This is a genomic window from Streptomyces sp. NPDC046876, assembly GCF_040645035.1.
Classification (GTDB): Bacteria; Actinomycetota; Actinomycetes; order Streptomycetales; family Streptomycetaceae; genus Streptomyces.
Genome location: NZ_JBEYXK010000002.1, coordinates 173,229 through 187,249, shown reverse-complemented (window position 1 = coordinate 187,249; position 14,021 = coordinate 173,229). Strand labels below are relative to the sequence as shown.

14 protein-coding genes are annotated in these 14,021 nt (G+C 72.8%); 11 read left to right on the top strand and 3 right to left on the bottom strand.

The window, feature by feature from the left end:
• Positions 1 to 115: 115 nt before the first annotated feature.
• Positions 116 to 328, top strand: a complete 213-nt coding sequence (locus ABZ924_RS02480; RefSeq protein ID WP_361902819.1) for a hypothetical protein — start codon at positions 116 to 118, stop codon at positions 326 to 328.
• Positions 329 to 368: 40 nt separating this feature from the next.
• Positions 369 to 1,487: an anthranilate phosphoribosyltransferase gene (gene trpD / locus ABZ924_RS02475; protein WP_361902816.1), complete on the top strand. Its 1,119-nt coding sequence runs from the start codon at positions 369 to 371 to the stop codon at positions 1,485 to 1,487.
• Positions 1,488 to 1,580: 93 nt separating this feature from the next.
• On the opposite strand, the gene ABZ924_RS02470 is transcribed toward trpD, so the two are convergent.
• The 3 genes from ABZ924_RS02470 to ABZ924_RS02460 all read right to left on the bottom strand — a co-directional run bounded on the left by ABZ924_RS02470 (position 1,581) and on the right by ABZ924_RS02460 (position 5,242).
• Positions 1,581 to 2,891: a cation:proton antiporter gene (locus tag ABZ924_RS02470; protein WP_361902813.1), complete on the bottom strand. Its 1,311-nt coding sequence runs from the start codon at positions 2,889 to 2,891 to the stop codon at positions 1,581 to 1,583.
• Positions 2,878 to 3,528: a flavin reductase family protein gene (locus ABZ924_RS02465; protein WP_361902810.1), complete on the bottom strand. Its 651-nt coding sequence runs from the start codon at positions 3,526 to 3,528 to the stop codon at positions 2,878 to 2,880. Before ABZ924_RS02465 ends, ABZ924_RS02470 begins: the two co-directional genes overlap by 14 nt.
• Positions 3,529 to 3,640: 112 nt before the next feature.
• On the bottom strand, positions 3,641 to 5,242 hold the full coding sequence (locus ABZ924_RS02460; RefSeq protein WP_361902807.1) for a tryptophan halogenase family protein: 1,602 nt from the start codon (positions 5,240 to 5,242) through the stop codon (positions 3,641 to 3,643).
• Positions 5,243 to 5,443: 201 nt separating this feature from the next.
• On the opposite strand from ABZ924_RS02460, the gene sbnA reads away from it, so the two are divergent.
• The 9 genes from sbnA (at position 5,444) to ABZ924_RS02415 (ending at position 13,983) form a co-directional block, all read left to right on the top strand.
• Positions 5,444 to 6,481 carry a 2,3-diaminopropionate biosynthesis protein SbnA gene (gene sbnA / locus ABZ924_RS02455; protein WP_361902804.1) on the top strand — a complete coding sequence of 346 codons (1,038 nt, stop codon included), beginning with the start codon at positions 5,444 to 5,446 and terminating at the stop codon, positions 6,479 to 6,481.
• Positions 6,482 to 6,555: 74 nt separating this feature from the next.
• On the top strand, positions 6,556 to 6,819 hold the full coding sequence (locus tag ABZ924_RS02450) for an acyl carrier protein (RefSeq protein WP_361902801.1): 264 nt from the start codon (positions 6,556 to 6,558) through the stop codon (positions 6,817 to 6,819).
• A complete protein-coding gene (locus ABZ924_RS02445) occupies positions 6,816 to 8,132 on the top strand; it encodes a beta-ketoacyl-[acyl-carrier-protein] synthase family protein (RefSeq protein ID WP_361902799.1) in 1,317 nt (438 codons plus the stop codon). The genes ABZ924_RS02450 and ABZ924_RS02445 overlap by 4 nt, the downstream gene beginning before the upstream one ends.
• Positions 8,129 to 9,223, top strand: a complete 1,095-nt coding sequence (locus tag ABZ924_RS02440) for a beta-ketoacyl synthase N-terminal-like domain-containing protein (protein ID WP_361902796.1) — start codon at positions 8,129 to 8,131, stop codon at positions 9,221 to 9,223. The genes ABZ924_RS02445 and ABZ924_RS02440 overlap by 4 nt, the downstream gene beginning before the upstream one ends.
• A gap of 70 nt (positions 9,224 to 9,293) precedes the next feature.
• Entirely contained in the window at positions 9,294 to 10,037 is a 744-nt protein-coding gene (gene fabG / locus ABZ924_RS02435; RefSeq protein ID WP_361902793.1) for a 3-oxoacyl-ACP reductase FabG, read from the top strand.
• A gap of 83 nt (positions 10,038 to 10,120) precedes the next feature.
• The gene (locus ABZ924_RS02430) at positions 10,121 to 10,864 is read left to right on the top strand and encodes a DsbA family protein (RefSeq protein ID WP_361902790.1); all 744 of its coding nucleotides are present in this window, start codon (positions 10,121 to 10,123) and stop codon (positions 10,862 to 10,864) included.
• Entirely contained in the window at positions 10,861 to 12,339 is a 1,479-nt protein-coding gene (locus ABZ924_RS02425; protein ID WP_361902788.1) for a condensation domain-containing protein, read from the top strand. Before ABZ924_RS02430 ends, ABZ924_RS02425 begins: the two co-directional genes overlap by 4 nt.
• A complete protein-coding gene (locus ABZ924_RS02420; protein ID WP_361902785.1) occupies positions 12,336 to 13,580 on the top strand; it encodes an FAD-dependent monooxygenase in 1,245 nt (414 codons plus the stop codon). Before ABZ924_RS02425 ends, ABZ924_RS02420 begins: the two co-directional genes overlap by 4 nt.
• Positions 13,581 to 13,746: 166 nt before the next feature.
• A complete protein-coding gene (locus tag ABZ924_RS02415; protein WP_361902782.1) occupies positions 13,747 to 13,983 on the top strand; it encodes an MbtH family NRPS accessory protein in 237 nt (78 codons plus the stop codon).
• Positions 13,984 to 14,021: the final 38 nt, after the last annotated feature.

The following is a 14,021-nucleotide window of genomic DNA, read 5'->3' as shown; positions in this document are numbered from 1 at the left end:
CAGGGGGCCGCCGCTCAAAGGAGGAGCGATATCGGCTCGAAGCCCCGTCTCCCTAGTGTTCTTCTCACCGGAAGAAACCGCAGTTCGGAAGAGACCAACGGGGAGAGCAGAAATCATGCGGAACACGTGGCGCACTCAGGTCAGGCGCATCACCGTCGCGATCATCGCCTCGGTCGCGATCGCCGGCGGCGTATCCCTCGCGTACGGGGAGCCGGCGCAGGCGCGGACCACCATCGGCGCCGACTCCACCACCGAGGCCCCGGCCCCGGCCGACCCGATCACGAGCCCCTCGCCGAGCACCTCCCCGAACAACAAGGAATGGGGCTGAGCGCGGGGCCGTACCCCACGACCCACCGAGGGAGAACCGAGTGACCACCGTCAGACCAGAACCGGGCCGCGAGCACCGCGGCTGGCCCGCCCTGCTGGAAGACCTCCTGGCCGGCCGTGACCTGGCCGCCGCCGACACCGCCTGGGCCATGCACCGGGTGATGAGGGGCGAGGCCACCGAGGCACAGCTCGCCGGATTCCTGGTGGCCCTGCGGGGCAAGGGGGAGACGGTCGGCGAACTGGAGGGCCTGGTCCGCGCCATGCTGGACCACGCGGTCCCCCTCGACGTACCGGGCGCCACCGTCGACGTCGTCGGCACCGGCGGCGACGGCGCCCGGACCGTGAACATCTCCACGATGTCCGCGATCGTCGCGGCCGGTGCCGGCGCCCGCGTCGTCAAGCACGGCAACCGCGCGTCGAGCTCCGCCTCGGGCTCGGCGGACGTCCTGGAGGCCCTGGGCGTGACCCTGCGCCGGGCCCCGGAGCGGGTGGCCTCGCTGGTGGAGGAGGCGGGGATCACCTTCTGCTTCGCCCCCGACTTCCACCCCTCCATGCGGCACGCCGCCGCCGTACGCAGGCAGCTGGGCATCCCCACCGTGTTCAACGCGCTCGGCCCGCTGACCAACCCGGCCCGGCCCACCGCCCAGGCGGTCGGGGTGGCCGATGCGCGGCTGCTCCCGCTGATCGCGGGGGTGCTGGCCCGGCGCGGTGCGAGCGCGCTGGTGTTCCGCGGTGACGACGGGCTCGACGAGCTCACCGTCACCACCACATCGACGGTGCTGGCCGTGGAGGGGGGAAGGGTCCGGGAGGAATCCTTCGACCCGCGGGACATCGGCATTCCGCTCGCCCCGGTGGAGGCCCTGCGGGGCGAGGACGCCGTGCACAACGCGGCCGTCGCCCGCCGCCTCCTCGCCGGCGGCGAGCAGGGCCCCGTACGCAACGCGGTCCTGCTGTCGGCAGGTGCGGCCCTGGCCGCGGCCGAGCCGGCGCGGGGCCGCACCGTGACCGAGCGGCTGCGCCCGTCGGTCGCCGCCGCGGCACGGGCGCTCGACTCCGGGGCGGCGCAGGCCGTACTGGAGCGGTGGGTCCGGGCCGGCTCCGCACCCGCACCGCAGGTGCACCCCGCCGCCCCGCTCGCCGCGGCGGCCGCGGCGCGGTGAACGCAGCGCACCGAGGCCCCGCGGCCGCGGCGCCCCTGGGAGGGGGACGCCGCGGCCGCAGGGCCGCGCCCGCGGGCCGCCCCGCGGGACCGGTCAGCCGGCCGCGCCGGCCTTGGCCGGCAACCGGACCGGTTCGTGGACCAGCGGTCCGCGCGCCGGGTCCCCGCCCTCCTCGTCGGGCGGCACGTCCCGCCGCAGCCACGACAGGGCGGGAGAGGTGACCGCCGTGGTGAGCAGGGCCATCAGGACCAGCATCGTGAACAGCTCGGGCCCGATCACCCCCAGCTCGAACCCCAGGTTGAGCACCACCAGCTCGGTCAGGCCGCGGCAGTTCATCAGGGCGCCGATCGACATGGCGTCCCGCCAGGACTGGCCGCTCGCCCTGGCAGCCGTGGTGCTGCCGCCCCACTTGCCGAGGAAGGCGACGGCCATGACGGCCAGCGCCCACAGCCACAGCATCGGGTCGGCGGCCACCACCTGCACATTGGTCTTCAGGCCCGTGTTGACGAAGAACAGCGGCAGCAGCACCGGGATGGTGAAGGCCCGCAGCCGCGCCGCGCACAGCTCGATGACGCGGGAGCCGCGCGGGGTGACCACACCGAAGACGAAGGCCCCGAACAGCGCGTGCACGCCGATCTTGTCGGTGGTGAACGCGGACAGGCACAGCCCGCTGAACAGCACCACCAGCACCACCGAGTCGACGGTACGGGCCGCGCGCACCGCCCACCGGGCCATCAGCGGCCGGATGGCGTAGATCATGAAGCCGAGGAAGAGCGCCGCGAGGCCGGCGGTGGTCACCGCGTCGATCGCGGAGGTGCTGGTGCTGACCGCGACCACGGCCGCCAGCAGGCACCAGGCGGTCACGTCGTCCACGGCCGCGCACGCCATCGACAGCGCACCGATCCGCGTGTGGTAGAGCCCCCGGTCGGTGAGGATCCGGGCGAGCACCGGGAAGGCCGTGATGCTCATGGACACGGCGATGAACAGCACGAACGCGAGCTTGGACACCCCGGCCGGCGCGAAGGTCCGGTACATCAGCAGCGCCAGCCCCGAGCCGAGGACCAGCGGGAGCGCGATGCTCGCCTGGCTGACCGCGATCGCGGTCCGACTGTGGCCGCGTAGCGCTGACAGGTTCAGCTCCAGGCCCACCAGGAACATGAACGACAGCAGCCCCACGTTTCCGAACGCGCCCGTGAACGGCAGGACCGTTTTCGGGAACAGCCATGCCTGGGCGTCCGGCCACAGCCAGCCCAGCAGCGAGGGGCCCATCAGGATGCCCACGGCGATCTCGCCGACGACCGGCGGCTGACCGAGCCGGCGGAACAGCATCGCGCCGGCCTTGCAGGCGAGGATGACCGCGGGGATCGCGATCAGCAGGTCGGGAAGCGGGTCACGGGCGGACACGGGCTGCTCCCTCCGGCGCCGAAGGAGCGGGGATCCGGGCTGCCGCCGAGCCTGCCGCCGGGGGAGCGGCTGCGGGTGGTCCGGGCACGGCCGTGGCATCGCTCCACCGCGCGTACCTGCGCTTTCCGTACAGCAGCGGCTCCACGGCGTCGTGCAGCGAGACCCGGTGGACGCGGACGAACACGGCGGTGTGGTCGCCGAACTCGACGGCGCCGGCCACCTCGCCGTCCGCTATCGCGTGCGCGGCCTCCGTCAGGTGCGGGCCGCCGGCGCCCAGCGGCAGCCGCCACTCGGTGCGCGCGAACCGGTCCGGGTCCCCGGAGGCGAACAGGTCCGAGACGGGGCGGCCCTCCTCGTGCAGCAGGTTGACGGCGACCTGCCCGGTCTCCAGCACCGCCTGCGTGGTCGGGCTCTGCGTCCGCAGGCACAGCACCACGGTCGGCGGGTCGAGGGCCACGCTGGCGAGCGAGCTGCACGTCATACCGCGCGGCTCGGAATCCGCGGCGACGGTCGTGACGACCGAGACACCGGACGGGAACGCCGACATCAAGGGCCTGATGTCGGCAGCAGCAGCGGCAGCGCCACTGGAGGTCTGCGGCGCGCGCAGGGGCTGGGCGGGACGGGACGTGTGGGACACGGCGGTGACTCCTGCTCGGTCGGGTACGGGGTGCGGCGCGGGCCCGGAGGCCGGTGGGAGGAGCCGGCTCCGGGCCCGCGCACCGGAAGGGGCGCGCGTGGCGTGTTCGCCGTTACTTGCCGTGCAGCTGCTTGAGGTACTCGTAGGTGCTCGGGAGCGTGTCGAGGAGGTGCTGCTGCTCCTGCTTGACCTTCCCGAACAGGGCCTCCGCGCCGGCCACGGACTCGGGCTTGTGCGCGAGGACCGGCAGCGGGGCGTCCGGCTCGAGGCCGAGCCCGGCGAAGACGCAGTAATAGCTGCCGTTCGTCCAGAAGTTGCGGAATTCGGCCTCGAAGTTGCCGTAGTACGTGGATTCGTCGGCGATCGGCGAATTGATGGGGAGGCCGGCCTTGTAGGCGGAGATCTTCTCCTGGATGTTCTTCGGGAGCGTCAGCTCCTTGTTGGCCTTCCAGAACGGCGTGTCGTTGCGCGGCGCGTAGTAGAAGTGCGCCTGGATGAAGTCGCGGGTGTCGTCGAACATCACCTCGATCTCGCGGTTGAAGCTGTTGGCCAGCTCCGGGTGGAAGTTCTTGTCCGGGAAGTGCTTGGCGAGCTGGTAGATCGCCGCGGTGATGAAGTAGATGCCGGTCGATTCCAGCGGCTCCAGGAAGCAGGAGGAAAGGCCGATGCTCACCACGTTGTTGACCCAGGCGCGGCGGTTGCGGCCCACCCGGAACTTCACGTGGTTGAACTTCGTCGTCTCCGGATCCAGGCCCCACAGCTCGCAGAATTCCTTCGTCGCCTCCTCCTTCGAGGCGAACTTGCTGGAGTAGACGTAGCCGGAGCCGAAACGGCCCAGCATCGGGATCTTCCACGTCCAGCCCGAGGACATCGCGATGGCGGAGGTGTACGGCTCTACGCCGTTCGCCTCGTCGTCGTGCGGGACGGCGGTGGCCACCGCGCTGTCGCACAGCAGGTGGTCGCTCATGTCGATGAACGGCTCACCGAGCGCCTGGTTGATCAGCAGGCCGCGGAAGCCGGAGCAGTCCACGAACAGGTCGGCCTCCAGGACGCGGCCGTCCTTGGTGTGCAGGGCCTTGACGAAGCCCCGCCCGTCCTTCTCCGCACGGGTCATCTCGCCCTCGACGTGGACCACGCCCTGCTTCTCGGTGGCGAACCGGCGCAGGAAGTCGGCGACCAGGGCGGCGTCGAAGTGCCAGGCGTACAGGGTGGAGGCGGTGCCGTCCAGCCAGCGCGGCGACAGCTTGGCGTCCATGACGGGGGGCTCGCGGAAGCAGGCGTAGTCGAACGGCTCCTCCGTCTGCCCCTCCAGCTTGCGCTTGGCCCAGTAGTGCGACATCGGCGTGTTGTCGTGGTCGGGCAGGATGCCGAACGGGTGGTAGAAGTGGTCGGGCCCGCCGTTCTCCAGTGTGCGCGCCTCCGGCTGTCCCTTGCCGCCGGTTCTCCAGTTGACGAAGCGGACCGCCATCTTGAAGCTGGCGTTGCACTCCCGCATCCACTCCTCCTCGGCGATGCCGAGGTAGTCGAACAGGACGCGGTGCAGGTTCGGGACGGTCGCCTCGCCCACACCGATCCTGCCGATGGCCGGCGCCTCCAGCACCGTGATGTCCGCGGTGCCCTGCAGGGCCTTGCCGAGATAAGCGGCCGTCATCCAGCCGGCGGTGCCGCCGCCGAGGATGACGACTTTCTGAATGCGAGCGTCGGTGCCGGTCATAGCGATGACTCTCTCTTCCGTCTACGGGGAGTTCGTGTTGAGACGAAAGATTCCGGCCCCTGGCTATGCCATCGCTATAACCAGCCATATGGCCTGCGTATAGCGGATCGGCCGAATCTCGGTGACGTCGTATCTCCGCCGGCCGATGCCGGGAGAGATGCCCCACACCCCGAAACTCCCAGCAGAGGATGGCTGCATCAGATGCCGTACGACGAAGGGAAGAAGGGAATCCTCTCGACCGTGGGAGGAACTCCGCTCATCGAACTGGAGCGTTTGCTGCCAGGCCTCGGCTCGCGGGTGTTCGCCAAGGTGGAGCGGTTCAATCCCGGAGGAAGCATCAAAGACCGCTCGGCCCTCTCCATGGTGCTCGCGCGGATCAGATCCGGGGACCTGGTCCCCGGCAAGTCCACGGTCATCGAATCCAGTTCCGGAAACCTCGCGATCGGCCTCGCCCAGATCTGCGGCTACTTCGGACTGCGGTTCATCTGCGTCGTGGACGCCCGCACGACCCGGCAGAACATCGCGATCCTGCGCGCCTACGGGGCCGAGGTGGAGATCGTCGTCGACCCCGACCCGGTCACCGGCGAACTGCTGCCGGCCCGGCTGCGCCGGGTCGCCGACCTCGTCGCCGACACCCCCGACGCGTACTGGCCCGACCAGTACTCCAACCCGCTCAACCCCCTCGCCCACCAGGCCACGATGCGGGAGATCGCCGAGGCCCTGGACCACCGCGTCGACCAGCTGATCGTCGCCGCCGGCACCAGCGGGACCCTGGGCGGCTGCGCCGAGTACATCCGCCAGAGCGGGATGTCCACCACCGTCAACGCGGTCGACGCGATCGGCAGCGTGCTCTTCGCCCCGCCCGAGCGCCGCACCCGCCTCATCCCCGGCCACGGCGCCTCCGTCGTCCCGCGCCTGCTGCGGCCCGCGGACGCCGACCGGGTCATCCACGTCGGCGACCTCGACTGCGTCGTCGGCTGCCGGCAGCTGGTGGCCCGCGAGGCCGTCCTCGCCGGCGGCTCCTCCGGAGCCGTCGTCTCCGCCCTGGAGCGGATCGCGCCGGACATCCCGCCCGGCTCCAACGTGGTGCTGGTCCTGCCCGACGGCGGCGACCGCTACCTGGAGACGATCTACGACGACGCCTGGGTGCACCGCCACTTCGGCGAGGTCTCGCACCTGTGGAAGGAGCCCCTGTCCGTGGGGGCCGTCCCGGCCCTGGTCGATATAGCCCACGGATAGCGGGCCCGCCCACCATCGACTCACCGCACCAACCGCCCCACCCCCGCCCACCGCCCTTCACGGAGGAATTTCAGATGACCACCCAGATCAACGTCCTGGACGCCGGGCGCAAGGAGCAGATCAAGGACATCGTCTGCGACATCCTCGAGCTCGACCTCGACGAGGTCACCGAGACCAGCCTCTTCAAAGAGGAGCACGACGCCGACTCCCTGCGCACCATCGAGATCCTGGCCTCCCTGGAGCGCGTCTTCGGCCTCTCCCTCGAGCAGGCCGAGCTCAGCCGCATGGTCAACCTGGCCGGCGTGTACGCCGTGATCGCGGAGGCCGAGGGCAAGTGAGCAACGGGACGGCCGCGACAGGGCAGCCGGGCGCTGCCCGGCACCGGGTGGTGATCACCGGGCTCGGTGTCGTGACGAGTATCGGTACGGGCGTGGACGCCTTCGCCAGGAGCCTGCGGGCCGGACGCAGCGGGGCCAAGCCCATCGCCGCCTTCGACACCACCGGCTTCGCGCACTCCAACGCCTGCGAGATCACCGACTTCGAGCCGGAGGCCTGGCTGCGCGAGCTGCCCGCCGACGAGCTCGGCCGGGCCGCCCAGTTCGCGGTCGCCGGAGCGCGGATGGCGGTGGCCGACGCGGGCCTCGCCGAGGCGGACGTCCGGGCCAGGCGCTCCCTGGTCTCGGTCGGCACCACCGACGGCGAGTCCCGCGACCTCGACCACCTCACCGGGCTCCAGGTCGCCGGCGGCGAGGACACCCTCGACCCGGTGGTCGCCCGCCGCGTCTGGCCGGGCCGGCTCTCCGCCGGCATCGTCCGCGAACTCGGTCTGGAGGACGTGGAGACGGTCACCGTCCCCACCGCCTGCGCCGCCGGGAACTACGCGGTCGGCTACGGCTACGACGCGATCAGCTCGGGGGACGTGGAGATGGCCCTGTGCGGCGGCGCCGACGCGCTGTGCCGCAAGACCTTCACCGGCTTCTACCGGCTCGGCACCATCGCCCCCGACGTGTGCCGCCCCTTCGACGCCGACCGGCAGGGCATCCTGACCGGCGAGGGCGCCGGGATCCTGCTCATGGAGTCCCTGGAGTCCGCCCTCGCCCGCGGCGCCCGCATCTACGCCGAGGTGCTCGGCTACGGGCTGTCGTGCGACGCCAGCCACCCGGTCGCCCCCGACCGGGACTCCATCGCCCGCTGCATCACGGCCGCGCACGCCAACGCCGGGATCACCCCCGCCGACGTGGACTTCATCTCCGCGCACGGCACCGGCACCAAGGCCAACGACGTCACCGAGGTCGGCGCGATCCGCCAGGTGTTCGGCGAGGACCTGCCGCGCACCGTCTCCATCAAGTCGATGATCGGCCACACCATGGGCGCCGCCAGCGCCTTGGCCTCCGCGGCCTGCGCCCTCGCCCTCAAGGAGGGCTTCATCCCGCCGACCATCAACCACCGCACCACCGACCCCGAGTGCGGCGTGGACTGCGTGCCCAACGAGGCGGTCGAGGCCGACCTGAAGGTCGTGCAGAACAACGGACTGGCCTTCGGCGGCAACAACGCCGTCCTGGTCCTCGGCCACTGGAACGACACGGCCGCCGCAGCCGGAGCAGCCGGCGCAGTCGCCGCAGCCGGAGCAGACAGGAGCGCCGTCGCATGAACGCCACCGCGACCGATCCCGCGCAGCAGCTCGTCATCTCGGGCTGGGCGGTGTCCTCCCCCTACGGGCTGGGCCGCCGGCCCTTCGCGGAGGGGCTCCTCGGCAAGGCCGCCGCCACCGCCCCCCTGGACGCCGGGCGTTGGCCGGTGCCCTACGCCGAGGCCGGCCTGATCCCGGACTTCGACATCAAGGCCGTGCTCGGCCGCAAGGGCACCCGCTCCATGGACCGGGCCACCGGGATCGCCGTCATCACCGTCGGCGAACTCCTCCAGGACTACGGCCAGGGCCTGGCCGCGGACCCGGAGAAGACCGGCCTGGTGCTCGGCACCTCGGGAAGCGTCCAGTCCATCATGGACTTCACCAAGGACGCGCTGACCGGGGAGAAGCCCTACCTGGTCGACCCGGCCCGGTTCCCGAACACCGTCATGAACTGCCCGACCGGGCAGAGCGCCATCCGCCACACCCTCAAGGGCCCCAACGTCACCGTCTCCGGCGGCTCCGCCACCGGGCTGCTCGCCTTGAACTACGCCTCCCGGCTGCTGCGCGGCGGCCACGCCACCGCCCTGCTGGCGGGCGCGGCCGAGGAGTTCTCCGTACAGCGGGCGCGGCTGGAGCACGTCGCCGACCACGGCGGCGCCGGGGCCGACCCGCTCGGCGAGGGGGCCGCGCTGTTCCTGCTGGAGAGCGGGGCGGCCGCCCGCGACGGGGGCCGGCCCGTGCTCGCCACCGTGCTGGGCTCCCGGTTCAGGGCCTTCCCCGAGACGGGACGGGCCGGCGAGGCGCTGGCCCGCTGCATCGCCGACGTGCTCGCCGACGCCGGGGCCGCCCCCGTGGACCTCGCCCTCGTCGCCCCGGGCACCCCGCCCGGACAGCTCGGCAAGCAGGAGCGGTCCGCCCTCGACGGGCTCGCGGGCGAGCGGATCGCGGTCCGCCCGCTCGTCGGCGACGCGACCGCGGCCTCCGCCGCCTTCCAGCTGGCCGCCGTCCTGGCCCTGGCCGGGGCGGACCCCGCCCTGGTGGACCGGCTCGCGCTGGTCACCGCCCTCGACCGGGACGGCACCGTCGGCGCCACCCTGCTCCGGCTCGGCTGAGCCCCGGGCCCCGCAGACGACGCGGACGACGCAGACGACGTCCGAGACAGCAGATAGAGAGGCACCTTCCATGTCCGAGACACCGAGGCCGGTCGCCCTCGTCACCGGCGGCTCCCGCGGCATCGGCCGGGCCGTGGTGGAGACCCTGGCCCGCGACGGCCACGACGTGGCCTTCTGCTACCACTCCAACGAGGAGGCCGCGGCCCTCGCGGCCAAGACGGCGCATGAGCACGGCGCACGGGTCCTGGCCGGCCGGGTCGACGTCACCGACCGCGAGCAGGTACGGGCCTTCACCGCGCGGGCCGAGGCCGAACTCGGCCCCGTCGAGGTCCTGGTCACCGCCGCCGGCATCGTCCGCGACGGCCACCTGGCGATGATGAAGGACGAGGACTGGGACGCGGTCGTGCGCACCAACCTCGACGGCACCTTCAACTTCGCCAAGGCCCTCGCCTTCCCGATGATGAAGCGCCGCAAGGGCACCGTCATCACCCTGTCCTCGGTCGCCGCCGCGGGCAACGCCACCCAGAGCAACTACTCCGCGACCAAGGCCGGGATCATCGGCTTCACCAAGGCCCTGGCCAAGGAAGCCGGGCGCAGCGGGCTGCGGGCCAACGCCGTGGCCCCCGGGTTCATCGCCACCGACATGGTCGGCGGCCTGTCCGAGAAGCACGCCAAGGAGATGACCGCCCGCATCCCGCTGGGCCGCTTCGGCGAGGCGCAGGAGGTCGCCGAACTGGTGTCCTTCCTCGCCTCCCCCCGCGCCGCGTACATCACCGGACAGGTCTTCCACATCGACGGCGGACTGGTCGTCTGACCCCGCCGCCCGCCAGGGCCCGTCCGCCCCTGATCCACCGGACAGACCCCGGACCGGGCGCTTGCCACCAAGGAGAGAACGTCATGGCCGGCCGTGCCGCCAAACCGCCGAGGTTCTATTTCAACCTGCGCAGCCCCTACAACTTCTTCGCCCTCGGCGACCTGGAGCGCGATCACCCCGAGCTCCTCGACCGCCTGGAGTGGCGGCCCTTCTGGGAGCCGGACGAGACCAGCGCCGCGCTGCTCGACGCGGCCGGCGGGCAGTTCCCGTACACCCCGATGACCCGCGCCAAGCAGTTCTACATCCTGCGCGACGTACGGCGCCTGGCCGCCGAGCGGGGCCTCGCGCTGACCTGGCCGACCGACCGCACCCCGTGGTGGGAGCCGGCCCACCTGACCTGGTTCCTCGCCGCCGACGCGGGCCTGGGCCGGCAGTGGGTGGCCCGCGCGGGCCGTGCCCGCTGGCTGGAGGGCCGCGACATCTGCGACCCGGCCACCGTCGTCGAACTGGCCGCCGAGATCGGCCTGGACGCCTCCGAGGCGGCCGCCGCCACCGACAGCGGGCCCCTGCGCGAGCGCGGTGTGCGCGCCCTGCTCGATGTGCACCGCGACGGGGTCTTCGGGGTCCCCTACTTCATCCACGGCAGCGAGCCGTACTGGGGCCTGGACCGGGTGGCCGCCTTCGCCGCCTCCTTCACCGATTCCTTCACCGGGTCCGTCGCCGACGGCGAGCCGCCGGCCCCCGCCGCGCAGCCCGCCGAGGCGGAGCTCGCCGTCGTCGGCGCCGGCCGGACCACCGACATGAGCCACGCGGGAGGCTGCGGATGAGCACCGCCCCCACCAGCGCCACCGCCACCGAGGCCGCTGCCCTGCCCCTGACCGCGATCCAGCAGTCCATGTGGACGGCGTACCGGGTCGCACCCGAGGCCTCCGCCTACAACATCGTCATGCCGCTGCGGCTGCGCGGCCGGGTCGACCCCGCCGCCATGGCCGCCGCCGTCACCGCGGTCGGCGCCCGCCAGGAGCTGCTGCGCTCCGTCTTCACCGAGACCGCCGCCGGGGCCCGCCGCACGGTCAGCGCCGAGCCGCTGGTCCGCCTGGAGTACCGGGACATGGACGGCGCCGGCGAGGCCGCCCTGCACGCCGCCGCCGAGGAGGCCGGGGCCCGCCCCTTCCGGCTCGAGTCCGCGGCCTTCCGGGTGGTGCTGCTGCGCCGCTCCGACGAGGACTGGGCGCTGGTCACCTCCGCCCACCACATCGTCAGCGACTTCACCTCGCGCTGGCTGCTGGTGCGCGACCTCCTCGACGCCTACGAGGGCCTCGCCGCCGGCGTCGAGCCGCGCTGGCGGCCCATCCCCGGCAGCTACGCCGACCACGCGGCCGAGGAGCAGCGCCACACCGCCTCCGAGGCGGGACGGCGCAGCTCCGCCCTCTGGCAGGAGTCGGTGGGCGGCGCCCCCGCCGCCGAGCTCCCCCTGGACCGGCCCCGGCCCGCCCTCCGCTCCTACCGGGGCGGAACCGTCGTACGACAGCTCCCGCGGGAGACCGCGGACGGTCTCGGCGGGGCGGCCGGGGCGGCGGGAGTGACGCCGTTCGCGTACCTCCTGTCGGTGTTCCAGGCGCTGACCCACCGCTGGACCGGCCAGGACGCCTTCGTCCTGGGCGTGCCGGCCACCAGCCGGATGGGCCGGGCCCTGCGCGACGTGGTCGGCTGCTTCCTCAACACCATGCCGGTCCGCGCCGACTTCACCCCGCAGTCCACCTTCCGCAGCGCCGCCGCCCAGGCCGGCGAGCGGGTGATGCGCGGCATGGTCAACGTGCGCTACCCGTGCGCGCTGGCCTTCCCCCGGGCGACGGTCTTCCGCACCGCGCTGTTCCTGGTCCAGATGGACCGGATGGAGCCGCCGGTGCCCAACGTCCCGCCGGGCGCCGCCGAGGGCCCGTCCGTCCCGTACGCCGGGCTGGACATCGCCCTGATCGACGTCCCGCAGCAGGAGGGCCAGCTGGACCTGCTGCTGCGGATCGAGCAGACCCCGGAGGGGATCACCGCGGTCTTCTCCTACGACACGGACGTGCTGGACCGGGCCACGGTCGAGCGGTTCGCCCTCGGGTACGAGCGGATGCTGGCGGCCGCGGTCGCCGCGCCCGACACCCGGATCGCCGACGTCGAACTGGCCGGGCAGGCCGAGCTCGCGGCGCTGCTCGCGCTCAGCGCGGGCGCCGGGGCCGGCGCCGGGAGTGGCTGGGACGACCCGGCCTACGACGAGTTCGAGGCCTTCGAGAACGCCTGGGACCACGCATGACCCCCACCGTTGCCGTCGTCGGCGGCGGCCTGGGCGGGCTGACCGCCGCGGCCGCCCTGCACGCCAGGGGCATCGACGTCCACGTCTACGAGCGCGCCGAGGCCCTGCGCGAACAAGGCGTCGGCATGCACCTGGGGCCCAATGGCACCCGCCTGCTCCGCCGCCTCGGCCTCGCCCCCCGTCTGGCCGAGGCGGCGGTCCGACCCGAGGCCCTGGAGGTCCGCGCCTTCCACAACGGGGCGCAGGTCGCCGTCCAGGAGATGGGGGAGGCCTGGGAGCGGCAGTTCCGCGCCCCCTACCTCACCGTCCACCGCGGGGACCTGCACCGGATGCTGGCGGCCCTGCTGCCCGCCGCCCGGGTGCACACCGGCAAGCAGCTCACCGGCTTCCGCGAGGATCCCGCCGGTGTGCGGCTGGAGTTCGCGGACGGCACCGCCGCCGAAGCCGACGTACTGATCGGCGCCGACGGGGTCCACTCGGCGGTGCGCCGCGCGGTCGCCGGCGCGGACGCCCCCGTGTACTCGGGCAACAGCGCCCTGCGCGGCCTGGTGGACGCCGCCGACGTGCCCGGCCTGGACCCCTCGCGGATGTACATGTTCGCGGGGCCCGATGCCCGGGTGCTGTGCTACCCGGTCTCCGGCGGACGGCAGTTCACCTACGTCGTGGTGGTGCCGGCCGCCGAGGGCGACGCCGAGTCCTGGACCAGCGCCACCGACCGGGCCGACCTGGACTCCGTACTGACCGGCTGGGCGCCGCAGGTACGGGAGCTGGTCGCCGCGGCGGGCGAGGTGCGCCGCTGGGCCCTGTACGACCGGGCGCCGCTGGAGCGGTGGAGCACGCCCCGCGTGACCCTGCTCGGCGACGCAGCCCACCCGATGCTCCCGCACCACGGGCAGGGAGCCAACCAGGCCATCGAGGACGGGGTGGCACTCGCCATCTGCCTCGAGGAGGCGGACGGGGAGGCGGACGGCATCGCCGCCGCCCTGCGCCGCTACGAATCGGTCCGCCGACCGCACACGACCCGTGTGCAGCTCGGTTCCCGGACCGGTCGACCCACCGGAGAAGAGGAGAGGAACCACACCATGAGCAACAACGCCAACAACAACATCAACAACGCTGCCGCCAACGTCAACTGGATCCTCGACAACGACGTCGAGTCCAACCTCAACAACAACAACGTCAACAACAACCTGAACAACAACAACTTCAACAACAACAACGTGAACAACAACGCCGCCTGACCCACCACCCCCAGGGCACGCAGCACACACGGCAACTCACGGGCCCCCGACGCCAACAGGCGTCGGGGGCCCGCCCCGTGCCGGGGGACGTATATGCGCCCGATAGGGCGTCGATAGGGCCCTCTTCAAGGATGGGCGGCACCTCACCGAAGCGAAGGGAACAGCGATGAGCGAACAGCAGAACGACACCGCGGCCGGGTCCGCCACCGTCTACCGCGTCGTCCTCAACGACGAGGAGCAGTACTCGATCTGGTGGGCCGACCGCGACCTCCCCGCCGGCTGGCACGCCGAGGGCACCGAGGGCACCCGCGAGGAGTGCCTCGCCCGCATCACCGAGGTGTGGACCGACCTGCGCCCGGCGAGCCTGCGCCGCCGGATGGCCGCCGCCGGCACCGCGGCCTGACCCCTCCCCGGGCCCGCACCGCCCCCCACACCCCGCAC